We start from the raw sequence: 18576 nt of genomic DNA on the forward strand, positions 1-18576 counted from the left end.
GGAAAAGGGGTGGTTCGAATGCCGGCAACGCTGGTGAAGACAGGCAGTCTGTTCGTGGCCATGGTGATCGCGCTGGTCGGGCTGGCCGCGGCCAAGGATATGGCCTTTGCCGTCCATATGGGGATCATGGCGCTGGCCGCACTGATCGCCGCGATTGCCGTGTTGGCCGGTGCCGATGTCACCGAACGGCTGCGCACCGATCACAGCGTCTATGATGATGCACCGATCCGCTGGGGCGTGATCGCCACGACCTTCTGGGGCGTGGTCGGCCTGCTGGCCGGGCTGTTCATCGCCTTGCAGCTGGCGTGGCCGATCTTCAATCTCGGCACGGAATACACGACCTTCGGCCGGCTGCGGCCGCTGCACACCTCGGCAGTGATCTTTGCCTTTGGCGGCAATGCGCTGATCGCCACCAGCTTTTACGTGGTGCAACGCACCTGCCGGGCGCGCCTCGCCTTCCCCAGCCTCGCCCGCTTCGTGTTCTGGGGCTATCAATTGTTCATCGTGCTGGCCGCCACCGGCTATGTGATGGGCGTCACCGAAGCCAAGGAATATGCCGAGCCGGAATGGTATGTCGATATCTGGCTGACCATTGTCTGGGTATCGTATCTGCTGGTGTTCGGCGGCACCATCCTGCGCCGCAATGAACCGCATATCTATGTCGCCAACTGGTTCTACCTGGCGTTCATCATCACCGTCGCCATGCTGCACCTGGTCAACAACCTGTCGATCCCGGTCAGCCTGGTTGGTTCCAAGAGCTACTCAGCCTTTGCCGGGGTGCAGGATGCGCTGACCCAGTGGTGGTATGGCCACAATGCCGTGGGCTTTTTCCTCACCGCCGGCTTTCTGGCCATGATGTACTACTTCGTGCCGAAACAGGCCGAGCGGCCGGTGTACAGCTATCGCCTGTCGATCATCCATTTCTGGTCGCTGATCTTCCTCTACATCTGGGCCGGCCCGCACCATCTGCACTACACCGCCCTGCCCGATTGGGCGCAGACCCTGGGCATGGTGTTCAGCATCATGCTGTGGATGCCGTCGTGGGGCGGCATGATCAACGGCCTGATGACGCTGAACGGCGCGTGGGACAAGATCCGCACCGATCCGATCATCCGCATGATGGTGCTGGCGCTGGCCTTTTACGGGATGAGCACCTTCGAAGGCCCGATGATGTCGATCAAGTCGGTGAACAGCCTGTCGCACTATACCGATTGGACCATCGGCCATGTGCATTCGGGCGCGCTCGGCTGGAACGGCATGATCACCTTTGCCTGCATGTATTACATGGCGCCGCGGCTGTGGAACCGCCAGCGCCTGTACAGCCTGCGCCTGATCAACTGGCATTTCTGGCTCGCGACCAGTGGCATCGTTTTCTACACGGCATCGATGTGGGTGGCCGGCATCACCCAGGGGCTGATGTGGCGCGAATATGGGGCCGATGGCTATCTGGTGAACAGCTTTGCCGAAACCATCGCGGCCATCCACCCGATGTATATCCTGCGCGCCCTTGGCGGTGGCCTCTACCTCAGCGGCGCGCTGATCTTTGCCTTCAACATCGCGATGACCATCGCCGGGCGGCTGCGCACCGAAAAGCCGATGACCGAAACCCCCTACAACGCCGCCGCCGATCGGCCATTGCCGGCCCGGATGCCCGGCCTGCAACCCGCCGAATGATTCTGATGAACCGGAGCAAGACCAATGGCTGACCCAGCCCCCCGCGCGGGCTTTTCGCACCGCACCATCGAACGCAACGTCACGCTGCTCGGCGTGCTGGCGTTGGTCGCCGTCGCCATCGGCGGCATCGTGGAGATCGCCCCGCTGTTCTGGGTGGATAGCACCGTGGAGAAGGTGGAGGGCATGCGTCCCTACACCCCGCTCGAACTGGCCGGGCGCAACATCTACATGCGCGAAGGCTGCTATCTCTGCCACAGCCAGATGGTTCGCCCGTTCAAGGACGAGGTGGAACGCTATGGCCATTACAGCCTGGCCGCCGAAAGCATGTATGATCACCCGTTCCAATGGGGATCGAAACGCACCGGGCCGGATCTGGCCCGCGTGGGTGGCCGTTATTCCGATGAATGGCACCGCGACCATCTGCGGAACCCGCGCGACGTTGTGCCGGAATCGATCATGCCGCCCTATGCCTTCCTGGCCGAAAAGCCGCTGAAGGCCGGCGACATGCGTGCGCATCTGGCGGCGCTGCGCACGGTAGGCGTGCCCTATACCGACGTCGACATCGCCAAGGCCAATGATGATCTGGTGCTGCAAGCCACTGCCGACGCCGATGCCAGCGATCTGCAGGCGCGCTTCCCGAAATCCCAGGCGCGCGATTATGACGGCAATCCAGCGGTGGTGACCGAATTGGATGCGCTGATCGCCTATCTGCAGATGCTGGGCACGCTGGTCGATTTCAAGGCAGCCGAGGCGCAGGAGCAGCCGAAATGAGCGCTTACGACATGCTGCGCCATTTCGCCGACAGCTGGGGCCTGGTGGCCATGACCGCGCTGTTCCTTTGCCTTGTCGGCTGGACCTTCCGCCCCGGCGCGCGCCGCCACCTCGATGACGCCGCCAACAGCATCTTCCGGAGCGACAGCGATGACTGATCACCCTGCAGGCCCCAAACGCGTCGATGAAGCCACCGGCACCAACCTGGTCGGCCATGAATGGGATGGCATCGAGGAACTCGACACGCCGTTACCGCGCTGGTGGGTGTATCTCTTTGCCGCCTGCGTGGTGTTTGCCGCCGGCTATGTCGTGGTCTATCCGGCCATCCCCGATACGGAAGGCACCGCCGGCTGGTCGAGCCGTGGCGATCTGGCGGCGATGCTGAAGGCCGAAACCGCGGCGCGCGCGCCCAAGCTGAAGGCCATTTCCGCCACCCCGATCGAAGCGCTGGCCGGCAATCCGCAGTTGATGCGCATCGCCATCGAAGGTGGGCGCGCGGCATTCAAGGTCAATTGCGTGCAATGCCACGGCGCGGGTGCGGCCGGATCAAAGGGCTATCCCAATCTGAACGACGATGATTGGCTGTGGGGCGGCGACATTGCAGCCATCCAGACCACGCTGATCCACGGCATCCGCAGCCCCGGCGAAGATGAAACCCGTTTCAGCCAGATGCCGGCCTTTGCCGAAATCCTGACAAAGGGCCAGATCAGCCAGCTGGTCAGCCATGTGCGGGTGATTTCCCGGCAGGATGGGCCCAGCCGCGCGTCGCAAGCCGGTGCCGCGCTATTTGCCGAAAACTGCGCCAGCTGCCACGGCGATGCCGGCAAGGGCAACCGCGCGCTGGGCGCGCCCAACCTGACCGACGCGATCTGGCTGTATGGCGGGACACGCGCCACCCTGACCACCACCATCGCCAAGGCCCGTTATGGCGTGATGCCGCATTGGGAAAAGCGGCTGGACGCGGTGACCATCAAGATGCTGGCGGCCTATGTCCATTCGCTGGGTGGCGGCGAAGCCAGCCCGGCCCCGGCCCCGACAGGCGAAACCAATGTCCGCACTTGATTTCATCAACCCCGGCAGCGCGCTGTATGCCAAGCGTGAACCGGTGTTCCCGCGTGTGGTGAACGGCCGTTTCCGCCGGTTGAAGTGGCTGGTGATGCTGGTGTGCCTGGCGGTTTATTACATCACGCCGTGGATCCGGTGGGATCGCGGCCAATATGCCCCCGATCAGGCAGTGCTGATCGATCTGGCCAACCGGCGCTTCTACATGTTCGATATCGAAATCTGGCCACAGGAATTCTATTACATCGCCGGCCTGCTGATCATGGCCGGCATTGGGCTGTTCCTGGTCACGTCCGCGGTGGGTCGCGCCTGGTGCGGCTTTGCCTGCCCGCAGACGGTGTGGACCGATCTTTACCAACATGTCGAACGCTGGATCGATGGTGACCGCAATGCGCAGCTCCGGCTGAACGCTGCGCCATGGGGCGCGGCCAAGCTTGGCCGCCGCCTCGGCAAATGGAGCGCCTGGCTGCTGATTGCCGTAGCCACCGGCGGGGCGTGGATTTTCTATTTCGCCGATGCGCCCACGCTGGCCAGCCAGTTCGCCGCGGGCGATGCGCCGTTTGTTGCCTATGCCACCGTGGGCGTGCTCACCCTCACCACCTTCACGCTTGGCGGCTTCATGCGCGAGCAGGTGTGCATCTACATGTGCCCGTGGCCGCGCATCCAGACGGCGATGCTCGATGAAAAATCGCTGATCGTCACCTATCGCGACTGGCGCGGCGAGCCGCGCACGCAAGGGGTGAAAAAGGCCGCGAGCGCTGGTGGCAAGGTGGGTGACTGCATCGATTGCAACGCCTGTGTCGCCGTCTGCCCCACCGGCGTCGACATCCGCCAGGGGCCGCAACTGGGCTGCATCAATTGCGCCCTGTGTGTCGATGCCTGCGACGAGGTGATGGGCAAGCTGAACCGCCCGCGCGGCCTCATCGATTTCCTGAACCTCGATGATCAGGCCAATGAACGCGCCGGTGCCAAACCCGTGCCCGTGCTGAAGACGCTGCTGCGCCCGCGCACCCTGATCTATTTCGCGCTGTGGGGCAGCATCGGCCTGGTCATGCTGTTCACCCTGGGCGAGCGCGCCCGGCTGGCGATCGACAGCGCGCAGGATCGCAACCCGATGGTGGTCACCATGTCGGACGGCGAAGTGCGCAACGGCTGGACGCTGAAGCTGCGTAACATGGAACATCGGCCGCGCCGGGTGACCTTGGCCATGGCTGGCCTGCCCGGTGGCCGGCTGTGGAGCGATGCCATGGACCGCCGCGACGCCACCCGCAGCATCACCCTGCAACTGGCGCCCGATGCCACCAACGTGCTGCATCTCTATGTCATCGCGCCCGGCGGCCCGGCCGGCGAAACGCCGTTCACGCTGACCGCCACGCCGCTGGATGATGTGGCCGGCAGCCGGGAAGCCCGCGCGGCCGCCCGCGATGTGAAATTCATCCGTCAATAAGGACGCGCGATCATGGCCACCAGCAAGGCACTTACCGGACGCAGCTTCGCCGTCATCATCGTCGGCTTCTTCGGCGTGGTGGTGGCGGTGAACATCACCATGGCGCGGCTGGCCCTCGGCACATTTGGCGGCACCGTCGTCGACAACAGCTATGTCGCCAGCCAGAAATACAATGGCTGGCTGGCCCAGGCCCGCGCGCAGGACCGGCTGGGCTGGGCAACGCCGATCCGCCTGGATGTACAGCGGCGTGTGATTCTGGGCGTGCCCGGCGCCGGTTTCGTCGCCACCGGCACCGCCCACCATCCGCTGGGCGGTGCCGCCGATGTGCCCTTGACCTTCCAAAGCGCGGGCAACAGCCGGCTGCGCTCCACCACCCCCCTGCCCGCCGGGCGCTGGCAGGTCAGGCTGGAAATCCGCCGCGGCGGCGAAACCAAGCGCCTGCTGGACACGCTGGCATGAACCGTCCGATCCGCGTGCCGGCCGCAGAAGCCGCGCTGGTCACCAGCCGCTTTGCCGTGCCCGGCATGCGCTGCGCCGGTTGCATCGCCAAGCTGGAGACCGGCCTCTCGGCCATCACCGGAGTCGCCGCCGCGCGCGTCAACTTCACCGCCCGGCAGGTGCTGGTCAGCCATGATCCGGTGCTGGCCCTGCCGGATCTGGTGCAGACCTTTGCCGCCCTGGGCTTTGAAGCCAACCCGATCCAGGATGCGCTGGACGCGCCCGACAGCGAAGCCCGCGCGCTGGTCAAGGCGCTGGCGGTGGCGGGCTTTGCCGCGATGAACATCATGCTGCTGTCGGTGTCGGTCTGGTCCGGCGCCGGCGGGGTGACCCGCGATCTGTTCCATTTCCTGTCGGCCCTGATCGCCCTGCCGACCATCGCCTATGCCGGCCAGCCCTTCTATCGTTCGGCCTGGCGCGCGCTGCGGGCCGGACACAGCAACATGGATGTGCCGATTTCCATCGGGGTCAGCCTGGCCACCGCGCTGTCGCTGTATGAAAGCGTCACCCACGGCGCCCACGCCTATTTCGACAGTGCGGTGATGTTGATGTTCTTCCTGCTGGCCGGGCGCTGGCTGGATGCGGTGATGCGCGATCGTGCCCGCGACGGTGTGTCGGCGCTGTTGAAGCACATGGCGCCGGGCGCGCTGGTGCTGGCCGATGATGGCAGCAGCCAGTGGCACAAGGCCGAAGCGCTGCGCCCCGGCATGATCCTGTTGGTGGCCAGCGGTGAGCGGCTGGCGGCCGATGGCGTCATCCTCGATGGCCGCAGCCATTTCGACCAATCGTTGATCACCGGCGAAGCCATGCCGGTCGCCATCGGCCCCGGCGGCAAGGTGCTGGCCGGCACGCTGAATATCGGAGACGCCGTGCAGGTGACGGTGACGGCGGCCGGTGCCGACACCGGCATCGCCGACATTGCCCGGCTGATGCAGGATGCCGCGCAAGGCCGGTCGCGCTACGTGCGCATCGCCGATCGCGCCGCCCGGCTCTATGCGCCAGCGGTGCACACGCTGGCGCTGCTGTCGTTCATTGGCTGGATGCTGGCCGGGGCCGGCTGGCATGAAAGCCTGATCATCGCCGTGGCCGTGCTGATCATCACTTGCCCCTGCGCGCTGGGCCTGGCGGTGCCGGCGGCGCAGATTGTCGCCAGCGGCGCCCTGATGCGCGCCGGTGTGCTCGTCAAGGATGGCAGCGCGCTCGAACGCCTGGCCGAAGCCGATGCAGCGGTATTCGACAAGACCGGCACGCTCACCATGGGCCGGCCCGAACCGATCGACCTGGCGCGGCTCGATCCCGACGCTGCTGGGGTCGCGCTGGCGCTGGCCCAATGCAGCCGCCACCCGCTGTCCGAAGCCCTGCGCAGCGCCTTGGTGGCGGCTGGCACCACGATGCAGACGGTGACGTCGATCAGCGAAACCCCCGGCGAAGGCCTGCGCGGCGTTTGGCGCGGGCAGTTGGTGCGGCTCCGCCGGCCGGCCGGCGATGCGGGCGGCCAGATGGCGACCGCGCTGGTGATCGGTGACATGCCCGAACAGATCATCGGCTTTGTCGATCCGCTGCGGCCACAAGCGGCGCAGACCATCGCGGACCTGCAGCAACTGGGCCTTCAATCGCGGATCCTGTCCGGCGATGCCGCCGCGCCGGTGGCGATGGTGGCAGCCGAACTCGGCATAACCGGTGAAGGCGGCCTCGATCCGGCGGCCAAGCTGGCGCGCATCAAGGCAATGGCCACCAGAGGCGCCCGCGTGCTGATGGTTGGCGATGGCCTAAACGACGGCCCGGCGCTGGCCGCGGGGCATGTCTCGATGGCACCGGCGTCGGCCGCCGATGCCAGCCAGACGGCGGCCGACGCGGTGTTTCTGGGCAGCAGCCTGGCGCCGGTGGCCATCGCCATTCGCGCCGCACGCGCCACAAGGCGCGTGGTGAAGCAGAATTTCGCGCTGGCCATCGGCTATAATGTCATCGCCGTGCCGCTGGCCATGGCCGGGCAGGTCACGCCGTTGATCGCGGCGCTCGCCATGTCGGGATCGTCGATCATCGTGGTGGCCAACGCGCTGCGCCTGAAGGGCGCTGCTCGATGAACGGCATCTTGTTGCTGATCCCGGTGGCGCTGGGCTTGGGGCTGCTCGGCCTGTTCGCCTTCTTCTGGGCGGTAGGGCGCGGCCAGTTCGATGATCTGGATGGCGCCGCGCTGCGCATTTTCATTGATGAGGCTGGTGACAGTCGCACGCCAGAGGCCCGCGATAGCGATGGCCCAATGCCGGAGGCCCGCGATGGCGATTGAACGGCTGCGCAACGAACCCTTGGCCTGTCTGCCGGCACTGGTGGCCCTGGCGCTGGCCGGCATCAGCCTGCCGGCGCGCGCCAACGCTCAATTGATCAGCCTGTGCAGCGGCGGCCAGGCGCCGTTAATCCCGCTCCCCGGGAAGCGGCCCGATTGTGACATCGCCTGCCACGCCGGCTGCACCCGCCAGAAACGTCCCGGCGCGTCACACGGGCTCTGATCGCGCCGCGCTGCCATTGGTGGTGGCCAGATCGGCCATGCGGGCGGTGAAGGCGATCTTCAGCGCATCGGACAGCGAGTTCACTGCCAGTTTCGTCATCAGATTGGCGCGGTGGATTTCCACGGTGCGCGGGGATATGCCCAGATCATAGGCGATCACCTTGTTGGAATGGCCTTCCACCAAGCCGTTCAGCACATCGCGTTCGCGCGGTGTCAGCCGGTTCAGTTGCGCGCGCGCCTGATCGGCCATCTGGTCCAGCGCGGCGCGGCCCTGGCTGCGCACCTGGGCCTGTTCGATCGCCGCCAACAACGCCGCTTTCTCAAACGGCTTTTCCAGAAAATCCACGGCGCCGGCCTTCATGGCCCGCACCGCCAGGCCGACATCGCCATGGCCGGTGATGACGATCACCGGCAACATGATGCCGCGGGCTGTCAAGGCTTCCTGCACCGCCAGCCCATCCATGCCGGCCAGTCGCACATCCAGCAGCACACAACCCGGCGCCAGCCCGGCCGCCACCTTCAGAAAGGCTTCGCCCGATTCAAACGCCTCCACATCATGGCCGGCGGTTTTCAGCATGAAGCCCACCGAGCGCCGCACCGCGGCTTCATCATCGACCAGATAGACCCGGAGCGAAGCGTCGATTTCAGCCATCCTGCGGTGCCTCGCCAAGTTCGAGGGTGAAATGAAAGGCGGTGCCGCCAAATGCCGAGGGCTCGGCCCAGATTCGCCCGCCGTGCGCTTCCACGATGGTGCGGCAGATCGACAGGCCCAGCCCCATGCCGCGTTCCTTCGTGCTGTTGAACGGCTGGAACAGCACGGCCGCCACATCGGGGGCAAGGCCGGGCCCGCTGTCGGCCACGGTGACGACGACCAGGCCGCGACCATCGGGGCGGCTGCGGATTTCCAGTTGCTGGCGCGGGCGATGCTGCATGGCTTCGACGGCATTGCGGATCAGATTGAGCAGCACCTGCTGGATCTGGATACGGTCGACCAGCACCTTGTCCACGGCGGGATCGAGGCGGATTTCGAACTCGATGCCATTGGGGCCGGTGCCGGTCAGCGCCAGCGCTGCCGCCTCGGTCACCAGGCGGTGCAGGCGCTCGATCCGTCGTTCGGTTTCGCCGCGGCTGATGAATTCGCGCAGCCGGCGCACGATCTGCCCGGCGCGCAGCGCCTGATCACTGGCGTCGGACAAGGCCTCGCGCACCATGGCGATATTGGCTTCCGAAGGGATGCCCTGTTCGCCGAGCAGGCAGCGCGCGCCCTCGGCATAGCTGGCAATGGCAGTGAGCGGCTGATTCAGTTCATGGGCAAGCGCGCTGGCCAGGCTGCCCATCGCCGAAATCCGGCTGATGTGCGACAATTCCGCCTGTAGATCGGCAAGCCGGCGCTCGGCGCGCTGGATTTCGGTCAGATCACGGATGAAGCCAGTGAACAGCCGGCCGGTTTCGCCCAGCACTTCGCCCACCGCCAGTTCGATCGGAAAGGTGCTGCCATCGCGGCGCCGGGCATTGGTCAACCGCCCGACCCCGATCACATGGGCTTCGCCGGTTTCCATATAGTGACGCATATATGCATCATGGCGATCGCGATCCGGATTGGGCATCAGCCCGCGGACATTCTGGCCGATCGCTTCGCCGGCATCATAGCCGAACATCCGGCAAGCCGCATCGCTGAACAGCAGGATGGTGCCGGCCTCGTCGATGACGATCATCGCATCCGGCACGGTTGCCAGGATGGTGCGCTGCAAGGCATCGCTGCTGTCGAGCAGCGCGCCGTGCTGGGCGTCGTGCTGCGCGGATTTGCTGTCGAGAAAGGGACACATCACATCGATAGTGCCGCAAACACCCGCAGTTTCAACGATGAAATTGCCGGAGGTTTCAATGGGCCAGCAAAAGCGGCAATGTGGTCGTGGCAATCAGCTCACGCGTCACCCCGCCCAGCACCGTTTCACGCAGCCGGCTGTGGCCATAGGCTCCCATCACCATCCAGGCTGCCGAAAGCTCTGCTGCGGCGTGCAGCAGGGCCACCGAAACGCGGCGCCCCTTGGCGGGCCACTCATGCACATCGGCGGCGATGCCATGGCGCGACAGGAACAGCGCTGCGTCACACGCGCTGACGCCCGGCTGGTCGTCGCTCACCTCCACGATATGCACGGCGCTGGCGCGTTTCAGCAGCGGCAGCGCCACGCGCAGCCCATGCGCCGCTTCGGCCGATCCGTTCCACGCCACCACCACCGGTGCAGCCAGCGACATGCGATCGGCGCCATGGGGCACCACCAGCACCGGGCAGCGCGTGTACATCACCACATCGCCGACAATGGCCAGCGGTTGCCGCGCCGGGCGGCGATCGGCGCTGGCCGGCTGGCTCAGCACCACCAGATCGGCCAGCATCGCCTGGCTGATCAGGCATTCCACCACATTGCCGTCGCAACTATGCCACTGCCAGCCCAGCCCGGCGCGCGCCAACCGGGCTTCGGTGGCAAGGCGCAGCACTCGTTCAGACGAATGGATCGTGTCGATCAACGCCGCCATGCCGAACAGCCCGCCATAAGGCTCGCCGGCAAAGGCCTCCATCGGCGTGACCTGCACGCAGGTAAGGTGGCCACCGGTTTGCGCCACCAGATCAAGGGCCAGATCCAGCCGGCCTGGCTGTTCATCGTCGTCGTGGATGTGGAGCAGGATATTCTTCATGACAATGCACCCACCCAGCCGGGGGACCAGACAAATCGCGCCGATCTTCACCCCGCGGACCTTCGCCCTTTGGTGGATTATGGCGCGCCGCGCAGTGGCAAGCCATTACGCAAGAATACGGACAGGGTTTTGCCGGAGCCTGCCCCACGACGAGAGGGGCTTTGCGCCGCACGGCCAAGCCTGTATCGAACGCGCCATGACCAGTGAAACGCTCCGCCTGCGCCGCCCCGATGATTGGCATGTCCATTTGCGCGACGGCGCCATGCTGGCCGCGGTGGCCGACGCCACGGCCCGGCAATTTGCCCGCGCCATCGTCATGCCCAATCTGAAGCCGCCGGTGACCACGGTGGCCGCGGCGGCGGCCTATCGGGATCGTATCCGCGCCGCGGTGTCGCCGGGTTTGAGCTTCGAACCGTTGATGACCTGCTATCTGGTGGATGGCATCGATCCGGACAAGTTGGTGCGCGGGCACGGCGAGGGTGTGTTCACCGCCGCCAAGCTGTATCCGGCGCATGCCACCACCAACAGCGCGCATGGCGTTACCGATGTGCGCCATATCCATGCCGCGCTGGAGGCGATGCAGCGCATCGGCATGCCGTTGCTGATCCACGGCGAGGTCACCGATCACACGGTGGACATTTTCGATCGCGAGGCGGTGTTCATCGATCGCATCCTGTCGGGGGTGGTGCGGGATTTCCCGGACCTGCGGATCGTATTCGAACATATCACCACCAAGAATGCCGTCGATTTCGTGCGCGATGCCGGCCCCAACATCGCCGCCACCATCACCCCGCATCACCTGGCCTTCAGCCGCAACGCCATGTTCGAAGGCGGCATGCGCCCGCATTTCTACTGCCTGCCGGTGGCCAAGCGTGAAGTGCATCGTCTGGCGCTGCGCAGCGCGGCGACCAGCGGCAATCCGAAGTTCTTCCTCGGCACCGACAGTGCCCCGCATGCCGTCGAGACCAAGGAAAGCGACTGCGGCTGCGCCGGCATCTACAACGCGCCCTTCGCCATCGAAGCTTATGCCAAGATCTTTGAAGAAGACGGCGCATTGGCGCGCCTGGAAGGCTTTGCCAGCGAATTTGGCCCGGCCTTCTATGGCCTGCCGCTGAACCCGGATTTCATCACGCTGGTGCGCGAACCGACACCGGTGCCGGCCCGCCTGCCCGCCGCTGGCAGCGAGATCGTGCCCTTCCATGCTGGCGAGACGCTGGCGTGGCGGTTCGTTGGCTGATCACCCCTATCGCGGGCAGCGCGCGGCGCTGGCCACGCTGCACGGCAAGGCGCAGGCGCTGGCCCCGCCGCTGCGGCGCCGGCTGGGGTTGATCGTCGAACCCGTCGCCATCGACACCGACGCATTCGGCACCTTCACCGGCAGCATCGCGCGCACCGGCACCGCCGCCGAAACCGCGCTGGCCAAGGCGCGCGCCGGCATGGCCGCCGCCGGGCTGACGTTGGGCATCGCCAGCGAAGGCAGTTTCGGCCCGCACCCGTGGCTGCCGTTCGGCGCGGGCGGCGTGGAGACGCTGGCCTTCATCGATGCCGCGCGCGGTCTGGCGCTCAGTGTTGCCAGCGTCTCGCGCCGCACCAATTTCGCGCAGCATGAGGTGCAGGCGGGCGATGATCTCGCACCGTTCCTGGTTCGCGTCGGCTTTCCGGCCCATGCGCTGGTGGTCAGGGGTAGCGACGGCAGCATATTGGCCAGCGGCGTGACGGACATGGCGGCGCTGTCGCGACTGGCCGCGCCTGGCACCAGGCTGGAAACCGACATGCGCGCCCATATGAACCCTACCCGCATGGCGGCGATCCGCGCGCTCGCCGGCCGGCTGGCGGTGCGGCTGGCTTGCCAATGCCCGGCCTGCGCCTGCCCGGGCTTTGGTGAAGTAGATGTGCTGCGCGGCCTGCCCTGTTCGTTGTGCGGGAATGCCACGCAGGGGGTGCTGGCGATCATCGAGGGTTGCAGCGCCTGCGGCCACCAGCAAAGCCGCCCACGGCCCGATGGCGTGACGTCAACCGGCCCAGCCAACTGCGATTGGTGCAATCCCTGAAATTCCCACCCCCAGCCCCGTCACCCCAGCCCCATCTGCCGCCCAGCCAGATCGAGCATGATCTCCTCCGATCCGCCGCCGATCGCGTTCACCCGCACTTCGCGGTAGATGCGCTCCACTTTGCTGCCGGTGATGTAGCTCGCGCCGCCCAGCACCTGCGCGGCTTCACGCACCACCTGTTCCAGCATGCGCGTCGCCTGCACCTTCAACATGGCATAATCCGCCGGCACGCCGATGCCCTTGGTGTGCTGCCAGGCACACAGATCGACCCAGGCCTGGGTGGTGGCGATCTGGCGGGCGCAATCGGCCAGCTTGATGCGGATCGACTGGTGCGCTGCGAGCTTCTTGCCGAAGGTCTCGCGCTGCATCGACCAGTCCATCGCTTCCTTCAGCGCGACGCGCGCCATCGCGCAGCAGCCATGCGCCATGCCCAGCCGCTCGCTGTTGAAATTGCGCATGATGCCGATGAAGCCGCCATTTTCCGGCCCGATCATGTTTTCGGGCGGCACCTCGACATTGTCGAAATACACCGCCGCCGTATCGGAACAGCGCCAGCCCATCTTGTCGAGCCGGGTACGCGACACGCCCGGCCGGTCGGTTTCGATCAGCATCAGCGAAATGCCGCCCATGCCCGCGCCACCGGTGCGCACCGCCACGGTCATGTAATCGGCGCGCATGCCGCTGGTGATGAACATCTTCTGCCCGTTCACCACATATTTGTTGCCGACTTTTTCGGCGCGGGTTTTCAACTGCGCCACATCCGATCCGCCCGATGGCTCGGTGATCGCGAGGCTGATGATCTTGTCCCCCGACAGCACTTCGGGCGCGATCCGCTGCTTCATCTCCGCGCTGCCCAGCGCCAAAATGGGCGGCAGGCCGATGCCATGAGTCATCAGGCTGGCGCCCAGGCCGCCCGCACCGGCCGCGGCCAGTTCCTCGGATTGCGCCAGGCCGTGGAACACATCGAAACCTTCGCTGTGCCCGCCATATTCCTCCGGATAATTCAGGCCCAAGATGCCCGCCGCCGCCGCCTTCTTGTGCAACGCGCGCGGCAGCTCGCCCTCAGCCTCCCACTGGTCGATATGGGGCAGCACTTCGGCGGCCATGAACCCGCGCACGCTCATCGCCACGGCTTCGTGGGTTTCGTTGTAATAGGGTGATCGGCTGCGCCATGCGTCAAAACTGATGGTCATGCTGTCAATATCCTGCGTCTGGTGTTGCCATGGTGCGCTTGCTAGCGTTGCGACACAGCCTTTTGAAAAGAACAGGACGGCCCATGAAAACCGCGATTTTCGCTCTCGCCTTGTTGGCCAGCACCGCAAGCTTCGCGGCCAGTCCGGTGGAACCGGCCGATCTCTACCGCATCAGCATGACCGACGCCGTCGCCGTCTCGCCCGATGGCAGCCATGTGCTGTTCACCCGGCAGCAGTTCGATATCCAGACCGACCGCCGCACCGCCGAATGGTGGCTGGCCACCGTCGGCAAGACCGGCCTGAGCAAGCAACTGCTGATCCCGGCGCAGGCCGGCGCCTCCGGCATCAGCTGGGCGCCAGACGGCAAGCGCATCGCCTATGTCGCGGCCTGGCTGGGCAAGCCGCAATTGTGGGTGATGGATCTGGCCGAAGGCGTCGGCAAGCCGATCACCAGCGGCAGCATCGCCCCGCGCGCACCGCAATGGAGCCCGGATGGCACCCGCATCGCCTTCACCGCCCGCGTCGAAGCACCGATGCCGAAGATCGCCGGCATGCCCGAAAAGCCGGCTGGCGCGACCTGGGCGCCCGACCCGCGGGTGATCAGCGATTTCCGCTACCGCACCAACGACGGCGGCTATATCCGGGCCGGTGCCGACCAGCTGTTCGTGGTCACCGCGGCCGGTGGCGCACCGACGCAGTTGACCAGGGGCGATACCGACCAGATCGAAGGCAGCGCCGAATGGGCGCCGGATGGCCAATTTCTGGTCTATGCCGCCGCCGTGCGCCCCGGCAATGATCGCATCGCCGGCGAAACCGATCTTTACCGCATCGCGGCCACCGGCGGCGCGCCGCAGCAATTGACCAACATCGACGGCGGCGAAGGCCGGCCCAGCCTGTCCCCCGATGGCCAGTGGCTGGCCTGGATCGGGCAGCCGAAAACCAGCAAATTCTATGCCCAGCCCGGCCTGTATCTGCGCCGCGTGGCCGGCGGCGATCCGGTGCATCTGACCGCCACACTCGACCGGCCGGTGAATGATTTCAAATGGTCGCCCGATAGCAAGGCCCTGCTGGTCTCCTATGGCGATGTCGGGCTGTACCGCGTGGCCAGCATCCCGGTCACCGGCGGCGCGGCCAAGGTGATCGTGCCGCAGATCGGTGGCACCCGCCTGTACCTGCCCTCCTCCGGCGGTGCCTGGGATATGGATGGCGACACCCACGCCTTCACCACAGTGGAGGCGGACCGCCCGGCGGCGCTGGGCGTGATGCGGGCCGGCAAGCTGATCGGCAGAATCGATTTCAACGAACAATGGCGCGCCGACAAGCAGATCGGCGCCATGGAGCGGCTGACCTGGAAAGCCCCCGACGGCCTGACCATCGAAGGCTGGCTGCAATATCCGCCGAATTTCGATCCGGCGAAGAAATGGCCGGTCGCGCTGGAAATCCATGGCGGGCCGAACGGCGATTACGGCCCTTATTTCTCCATCACCCACCAGCTCTATGCCGCCGCCGGCTATGTCGTGCTGTGGTCAAACCCACGCGGTTCAACGGGTTATGGCGAAAAGTTCGCAAATGGCATCACGCCGGAATATGGCGGCGAATATCCCGGCCCCGATCATGATGATCTGATGGCCGGCATGGACGAAGTGCTGAAACGGCCGTGGGCCGATGCCGGCAACCAGTATATCGGCGGCGGCAGCGGCGGCGGCGTGCTGACCACCTTCGCCATCGGCAAGACCGACCGCTTCAAGGCCGCCGCCGCACTGCGCCCGGTGACGGACTGGTCGATCCAGGCGCTCACCAGCGATCTCAGCGCGCTGACGCTGGGCAATTGGGTGGTGGGCAACCCGTGGGACAATCGCGAGCTGTATTGGAAACGTTCGACGTTCTCACTTGTCGACAAGGTGAAGACGCCGACCCTGCTGATCACCGGCGAAGCCGATTTCCGCACGCCGATTGCGCAGACCGAGGCCTATTACCAGGCGCTGCAGGTGCGCGGCGTGCCGACGATGATGGTGCGCCTGCCCGAAGCCAACCACGGCATGGGCCGGCCATCGCAATGGCTGCAATCCAATCTGGCGGTGATCAACTGGTATAATCGGTTCAGGAGGTAGCACGAAACATCTCCCCTCCCGTTGAGCTTCGCTCGCCTGCGGCTCAGGGGAGGGGAGAAGAGGTCAAAAGCTGGAAAGTTCCACGCCCACCGCCTGGCAATCAGGGTACACATCCGGCTTGCGGGTGCTCACCTTCAAACCCACCACGCCGGCGCGCGCCGCGATCATGTCGTAGATGGCGTGCGCGACCGTTTCCTGCAGGTTGAAGCGGCGGCCTTCCACCAACCGCAGCACCGCCTGGCGCAGGAAATCATAATCCCAGGCCTTGGCCACCGTGTCACAGCGCGGGAAATGATCGGCGTCCACCCACACTTCGATGCCGACGCGCAGGATCTGCGGCGAACCGACTTCGAAATCGTGAAAGCCGATATCGACGTGCAGATCAAAGCCTTCGAGGAACAGCTTGCGGGTGCTCGCGCCCAGGCGGTTCGGCACCAGGCCGTGGGCCGATGGCTCGATGAAGGTTGCAGGCGGCACGGATTCGGGCATCAGATTTCCAGCATATGGGCAACGTCGCGGGGCAGGCCAAGCAGGCGCTGCCCACCATCGAGCACGATCGTCTGCGCGTTGAAAACGGGGGTGGCAATAACAAAGCGCAGCGCGGTGACGATATCGTCCACCGTCACCCCGCGCTGCAACGGGTTCATGGCGTGCACGGCTTCGAAATTCTCGCGCGTCTGCGGCCCCGATACCAGCGTGACCGCCGGCGCGATGCCCACACAGCGCAGCCGCGGCGCATAGCTGCGCGCGGTCAACTCGGTCAGGCCTTCAAAGCCGATCTTTGACAGCGTGTAGGTGAAATAATCCGGGTTCAGGCTGGCCAGCTTGGCATCGAGCAGATTGACCACCAGCGCCGGTTCGCCACCTTCGGGAATCGCAGCGGCAAAGGCCCGTGTCAGCAGCGCCGGGGCGCGCAGATTGACCGCCATGTGATGATCGAAATCCGCGGCGGCGAAATCCTCGATGCGATCATAAACGAACCGGCTGGCGCTGTTGACCAGCAGGCGCGGCGGCGGCAGGCCGGCGGTCGCCGCCATGATGATGTCGGCCGCGGCCGGATCAGCCAGATCGGCGGCCACGACGCTGGCGCTTTGACCCAGCGCGGCAAGTTCCGCCGCCACTTCGTCGGCATCGGTGCGGCTGCTGTGGCAATGGATCAGCACATGCCAGCCATCGGCCGCCAGCGCGCGCGTGATCGCCCCGCCGATGCGCCTGGCGCCGCCGGTGACGATTGCAGTGCGGGTCGGTTGATCGCTCATGGTCGCGCGCCGCCTAAGCCCTTGGCGGCGCCAACGCAATGTCCGTATCAGCGCAGGGCCTTGGCCAGGGTGCGCGCATTGCCATCGGTGGCCATCGGCGGCAGACCCAACAGGCGCAGCAACAACGGGTGCACATCGACATTGTCGAACGGCGGCAACACGACACCGTTGCGGAAGGCCGGCCCGGCCGCCACGAACGCCGCCGCCATGCTGGGGTCGGCCGGATCGTAGCCATGCATGCCGCCCAGGGGCCCACGCGCGGGATCGGGCCGCAGCGGGACCGCATAGACCATCCAGCCCGGCTGGGCCGCGCACACGATCGCCGGCACGCGCGGGTTGCGGCCATAATGCAGCGCGGCGGGAATGGCGGCCTTGTCCCAGCAGTTCATGTGCGGATGCGGTTTCAGCAGCGCGGCGCGCACCGCCGCCTCTTGCCCCGGCAGCGGGTTGATGGCGGCGATGGCGCCACTGGAAACAAGCTTCAGCTTGGCAGTATCGATCAGTTCGTTCAGGAACACCCGGCGATCGTCCGACACCTGCGCCATGCCATGATCGGCAACCAGCACGATATTGGCGTCGATCCCGCGCGCCTGCAGCCCGGCCAGCAGCCGGCCGATCTGCCGATCCACCTCGGCCAGCGCCGTGTTCACCTCGCGCGAATCCGGGCCAAAGCTGTGGCCTTCATGATCGACCGTGTCGAAATACAGCGTGGCAAAGCCCGCCTGCGGCTTGATGTCCAGCCAGGCCAGCACCTGATCGACGCGCTCGCCTTCCGGCTTGGCGCCATCGAAGGGCAGCCAGTTGCGCGGGCGCACGCCGCGGATGGCGGCATCGCTGCCCGGCCAGAACATGGTGGCGGTGGCGATGCCGGCGCGCTCGGCCGTCACCCAGATCGGTTCGCCTTCATTCCACCAGCGCGCATCGCCCACGGCGTCCTTGATCGACATCGCGAAACGGCCGAGCACCGCATCGTCCATGTTGTTGTTGACGATGCCGTGGCGGTCGGGCCGCAGGCCCGTCACCAGCGTGTAGTGATTTGGAAAGGTGAGCGACGGAAAGCTCGGCCGCATCGCCGGCGTGGTCACGCCGCGCGCCGCGAGCGCGCTGATATTGGGGGTGAGACCGCGCCCCAGATAATCGGCGCGCAGGCCATCGACCGAAATCAGGATCACCGGGTGCGCTGGCGCTGCCGCCGCGACGGATGCCGGGGCCGGGGTCTTGCCGGCACAGGCGGCGAGCAGCAGGGCGAGGCCAGCCAGGAGGATGCGGGAAATGGTCATCCCTGCGCGATACCACCCGCATATGGATTT

General features: G+C 66.0%; 19 protein-coding genes. 12 read left to right on the forward strand and 7 right to left on the reverse strand.

What is annotated here, in order from left to right:
• Window positions 1–60: 60 nt before the first annotated feature.
• From ccoN to AC6UUM_RS11130, 9 genes are read left to right on the forward strand one after another with little or no spacing between them, the layout of a single operon-like run.
• Window positions 61–1674 carry a cytochrome-c oxidase, cbb3-type subunit I gene (ccoN, locus tag AC6UUM_RS11090; RefSeq protein WP_500804958.1) on the forward strand — a complete coding sequence of 538 codons (1614 nt, stop codon included), beginning with the start codon at window positions 61–63 and terminating at the stop codon, window positions 1672–1674.
• Window positions 1675–1698: 24 nt separating this feature from the next.
• Entirely contained in the window at window positions 1699–2445 is a 747-nt protein-coding gene (ccoO, locus tag AC6UUM_RS11095; protein WP_500802338.1) for a cytochrome-c oxidase, cbb3-type subunit II, read from the forward strand.
• On the forward strand, window positions 2442–2603 hold the full coding sequence (locus AC6UUM_RS11100) for a cbb3-type cytochrome c oxidase subunit 3 (RefSeq protein WP_500802339.1): 162 nt from the start codon (window positions 2442–2444) through the stop codon (window positions 2601–2603). Before ccoO ends, AC6UUM_RS11100 begins: the two co-directional genes overlap by 4 nt.
• Window positions 2596–3507: a cytochrome-c oxidase, cbb3-type subunit III gene (gene ccoP, locus AC6UUM_RS11105; RefSeq protein ID WP_500802340.1), complete on the forward strand. Its 912-nt coding sequence runs from the start codon at window positions 2596–2598 to the stop codon at window positions 3505–3507. The genes AC6UUM_RS11100 and ccoP overlap by 8 nt, the downstream gene beginning before the upstream one ends.
• Window positions 3494–4954: a cytochrome c oxidase accessory protein CcoG gene (gene ccoG / locus AC6UUM_RS11110; protein WP_500802341.1), complete on the forward strand. Its 1461-nt coding sequence runs from the start codon at window positions 3494–3496 to the stop codon at window positions 4952–4954. The genes ccoP and ccoG overlap by 14 nt, the downstream gene beginning before the upstream one ends.
• A gap of 12 nt (window positions 4955–4966) precedes the next feature.
• Complete coding sequence (locus tag AC6UUM_RS11115; protein WP_500802342.1) at window positions 4967–5413, forward strand: FixH family protein; 447 nt, start codon at window positions 4967–4969, stop codon at window positions 5411–5413.
• On the forward strand, window positions 5410–7536 hold the full coding sequence (locus AC6UUM_RS11120; protein WP_500802343.1) for a heavy metal translocating P-type ATPase: 2127 nt from the start codon (window positions 5410–5412) through the stop codon (window positions 7534–7536). Before AC6UUM_RS11115 ends, AC6UUM_RS11120 begins: the two co-directional genes overlap by 4 nt.
• Window positions 7533–7739: a cbb3-type cytochrome oxidase assembly protein CcoS gene (gene ccoS, locus AC6UUM_RS11125; RefSeq protein WP_500802344.1), complete on the forward strand. Its 207-nt coding sequence runs from the start codon at window positions 7533–7535 to the stop codon at window positions 7737–7739. Before AC6UUM_RS11120 ends, ccoS begins: the two co-directional genes overlap by 4 nt.
• Window positions 7729–7959, forward strand: coding sequence for a hypothetical protein (locus tag AC6UUM_RS11130; protein ID WP_500802345.1), 231 nt, complete (start codon window positions 7729–7731; stop codon window positions 7957–7959). Before ccoS ends, AC6UUM_RS11130 begins: the two co-directional genes overlap by 11 nt.
• Here AC6UUM_RS11130 and AC6UUM_RS11135 read toward each other — a convergent pair.
• The 3 genes from AC6UUM_RS11135 to AC6UUM_RS11145 are packed head-to-tail and all read right to left on the reverse strand — an operon-like array spanning window position 7945 to window position 10652.
• A complete protein-coding gene (locus AC6UUM_RS11135; protein ID WP_500802346.1) occupies window positions 7945–8610 on the reverse strand; it encodes a response regulator transcription factor in 666 nt (221 codons plus the stop codon). The genes AC6UUM_RS11130 and AC6UUM_RS11135 overlap by 15 nt on opposite strands.
• Complete coding sequence (locus tag AC6UUM_RS11140) at window positions 8603–9784, reverse strand: sensor histidine kinase (RefSeq protein WP_500802347.1); 1182 nt, start codon at window positions 9782–9784, stop codon at window positions 8603–8605. Before AC6UUM_RS11140 ends, AC6UUM_RS11135 begins: the two co-directional genes overlap by 8 nt.
• 55 nt (window positions 9785–9839) lie before the next feature.
• Window positions 9840–10652 carry a universal stress protein gene (locus AC6UUM_RS11145; RefSeq protein ID WP_500802348.1) on the reverse strand — a complete coding sequence of 271 codons (813 nt, stop codon included), beginning with the start codon at window positions 10650–10652 and terminating at the stop codon, window positions 9840–9842.
• Between the two features lie 196 nt (window positions 10653–10848).
• On the opposite strand from AC6UUM_RS11145, the gene pyrC reads away from it, so the two are divergent.
• A complete protein-coding gene (gene pyrC / locus AC6UUM_RS11150) occupies window positions 10849–11889 on the forward strand; it encodes a dihydroorotase (protein ID WP_500802349.1) in 1041 nt (346 codons plus the stop codon).
• Window positions 11882–12703 (forward strand): DUF6671 family protein, encoded by an 822-nt coding sequence (locus AC6UUM_RS11155; protein ID WP_500802350.1) that lies wholly within the window; start codon window positions 11882–11884, stop codon window positions 12701–12703. The genes pyrC and AC6UUM_RS11155 overlap by 8 nt, the downstream gene beginning before the upstream one ends.
• A gap of 20 nt (window positions 12704–12723) precedes the next feature.
• On the opposite strand, the gene AC6UUM_RS11160 is transcribed toward AC6UUM_RS11155, so the two are convergent.
• Window positions 12724–13896, reverse strand: a complete 1173-nt coding sequence (locus tag AC6UUM_RS11160) for an acyl-CoA dehydrogenase family protein (protein ID WP_500802351.1) — start codon at window positions 13894–13896, stop codon at window positions 12724–12726.
• 83 nt (window positions 13897–13979) lie between these two features.
• Between AC6UUM_RS11160 and AC6UUM_RS11165 the strand changes: the two genes are divergently transcribed.
• On the forward strand, window positions 13980–16007 hold the full coding sequence (locus AC6UUM_RS11165; protein ID WP_500802352.1) for a S9 family peptidase: 2028 nt from the start codon (window positions 13980–13982) through the stop codon (window positions 16005–16007).
• Window positions 16008–16070: 63 nt separating this feature from the next.
• On the opposite strand, the gene AC6UUM_RS11170 is transcribed toward AC6UUM_RS11165, so the two are convergent.
• From AC6UUM_RS11170 to AC6UUM_RS11180, 3 genes are read right to left on the reverse strand one after another with little or no spacing between them, the layout of a single operon-like run.
• Window positions 16071–16496 (reverse strand): dihydroneopterin aldolase, encoded by a 426-nt coding sequence (locus tag AC6UUM_RS11170; protein WP_500802353.1) that lies wholly within the window; start codon window positions 16494–16496, stop codon window positions 16071–16073.
• Entirely contained in the window at window positions 16496–17266 is a 771-nt protein-coding gene (locus AC6UUM_RS11175; RefSeq protein WP_500802354.1) for an SDR family NAD(P)-dependent oxidoreductase, read from the reverse strand. The genes AC6UUM_RS11170 and AC6UUM_RS11175 overlap by 1 nt, the downstream gene beginning before the upstream one ends.
• Before the next feature lie 47 nt (window positions 17267–17313).
• Complete coding sequence (locus AC6UUM_RS11180) at window positions 17314–18546, reverse strand: alkaline phosphatase family protein (protein WP_500802355.1); 1233 nt, start codon at window positions 18544–18546, stop codon at window positions 17314–17316.
• Window positions 18547–18576 lie beyond the last annotated feature (30 nt).

This window comes from Sandarakinorhabdus sp. (assembly GCF_987265915.1).

Coding starts and splice junctions, on each gene's coding strand:
- ccoN (WP_500804958.1), top strand. CDS start 61: ATGGTGATCGCGCTGGTCGGGCTGGCCGCGGCCAAGGATATGGCCTTT.
- ccoO (WP_500802338.1), top strand. CDS start 1,699: ATGGCTGACCCAGCCCCCCGCGCGGGCTTTTCGCACCGCACCATCGAA.
- AC6UUM_RS11100 (WP_500802339.1), top strand. CDS start 2,442: ATGAGCGCTTACGACATGCTGCGCCATTTCGCCGACAGCTGGGGCCTG.
- ccoP (WP_500802340.1), top strand. CDS start 2,596: ATGACTGATCACCCTGCAGGCCCCAAACGCGTCGATGAAGCCACCGGC.
- ccoG (WP_500802341.1), top strand. CDS start 3,494: ATGTCCGCACTTGATTTCATCAACCCCGGCAGCGCGCTGTATGCCAAG.
- AC6UUM_RS11115 (WP_500802342.1), top strand. CDS start 4,967: ATGGCCACCAGCAAGGCACTTACCGGACGCAGCTTCGCCGTCATCATC.
- AC6UUM_RS11120 (WP_500802343.1), top strand. CDS start 5,410: ATGAACCGTCCGATCCGCGTGCCGGCCGCAGAAGCCGCGCTGGTCACC.
- ccoS (WP_500802344.1), top strand. CDS start 7,533: ATGAACGGCATCTTGTTGCTGATCCCGGTGGCGCTGGGCTTGGGGCTG.
- AC6UUM_RS11130 (WP_500802345.1), top strand. CDS start 7,729: ATGGCGATTGAACGGCTGCGCAACGAACCCTTGGCCTGTCTGCCGGCA.
- AC6UUM_RS11135 (WP_500802346.1), bottom strand. CDS start 8,610: ATGGCTGAAATCGACGCTTCGCTCCGGGTCTATCTGGTCGATGATGAA.
- AC6UUM_RS11140 (WP_500802347.1), bottom strand. CDS start 9,784: ATGTGTCCCTTTCTCGACAGCAAATCCGCGCAGCACGACGCCCAGCAC.
- AC6UUM_RS11145 (WP_500802348.1), bottom strand. CDS start 10,652: ATGAAGAATATCCTGCTCCACATCCACGACGACGATGAACAGCCAGGC.
- pyrC (WP_500802349.1), top strand. CDS start 10,849: ATGACCAGTGAAACGCTCCGCCTGCGCCGCCCCGATGATTGGCATGTC.
- AC6UUM_RS11160 (WP_500802351.1), bottom strand. CDS start 13,896: ATGACCATCAGTTTTGACGCATGGCGCAGCCGATCACCCTATTACAAC.
- AC6UUM_RS11165 (WP_500802352.1), top strand. CDS start 13,980: ATGAAAACCGCGATTTTCGCTCTCGCCTTGTTGGCCAGCACCGCAAGC.
- AC6UUM_RS11170 (WP_500802353.1), bottom strand. CDS start 16,496: ATGCCCGAATCCGTGCCGCCTGCAACCTTCATCGAGCCATCGGCCCAC.
- AC6UUM_RS11175 (WP_500802354.1), bottom strand. CDS start 17,266: ATGAGCGATCAACCGACCCGCACTGCAATCGTCACCGGCGGCGCCAGG.
- AC6UUM_RS11180 (WP_500802355.1), bottom strand. CDS start 18,546: ATGACCATTTCCCGCATCCTCCTGGCTGGCCTCGCCCTGCTGCTCGCC.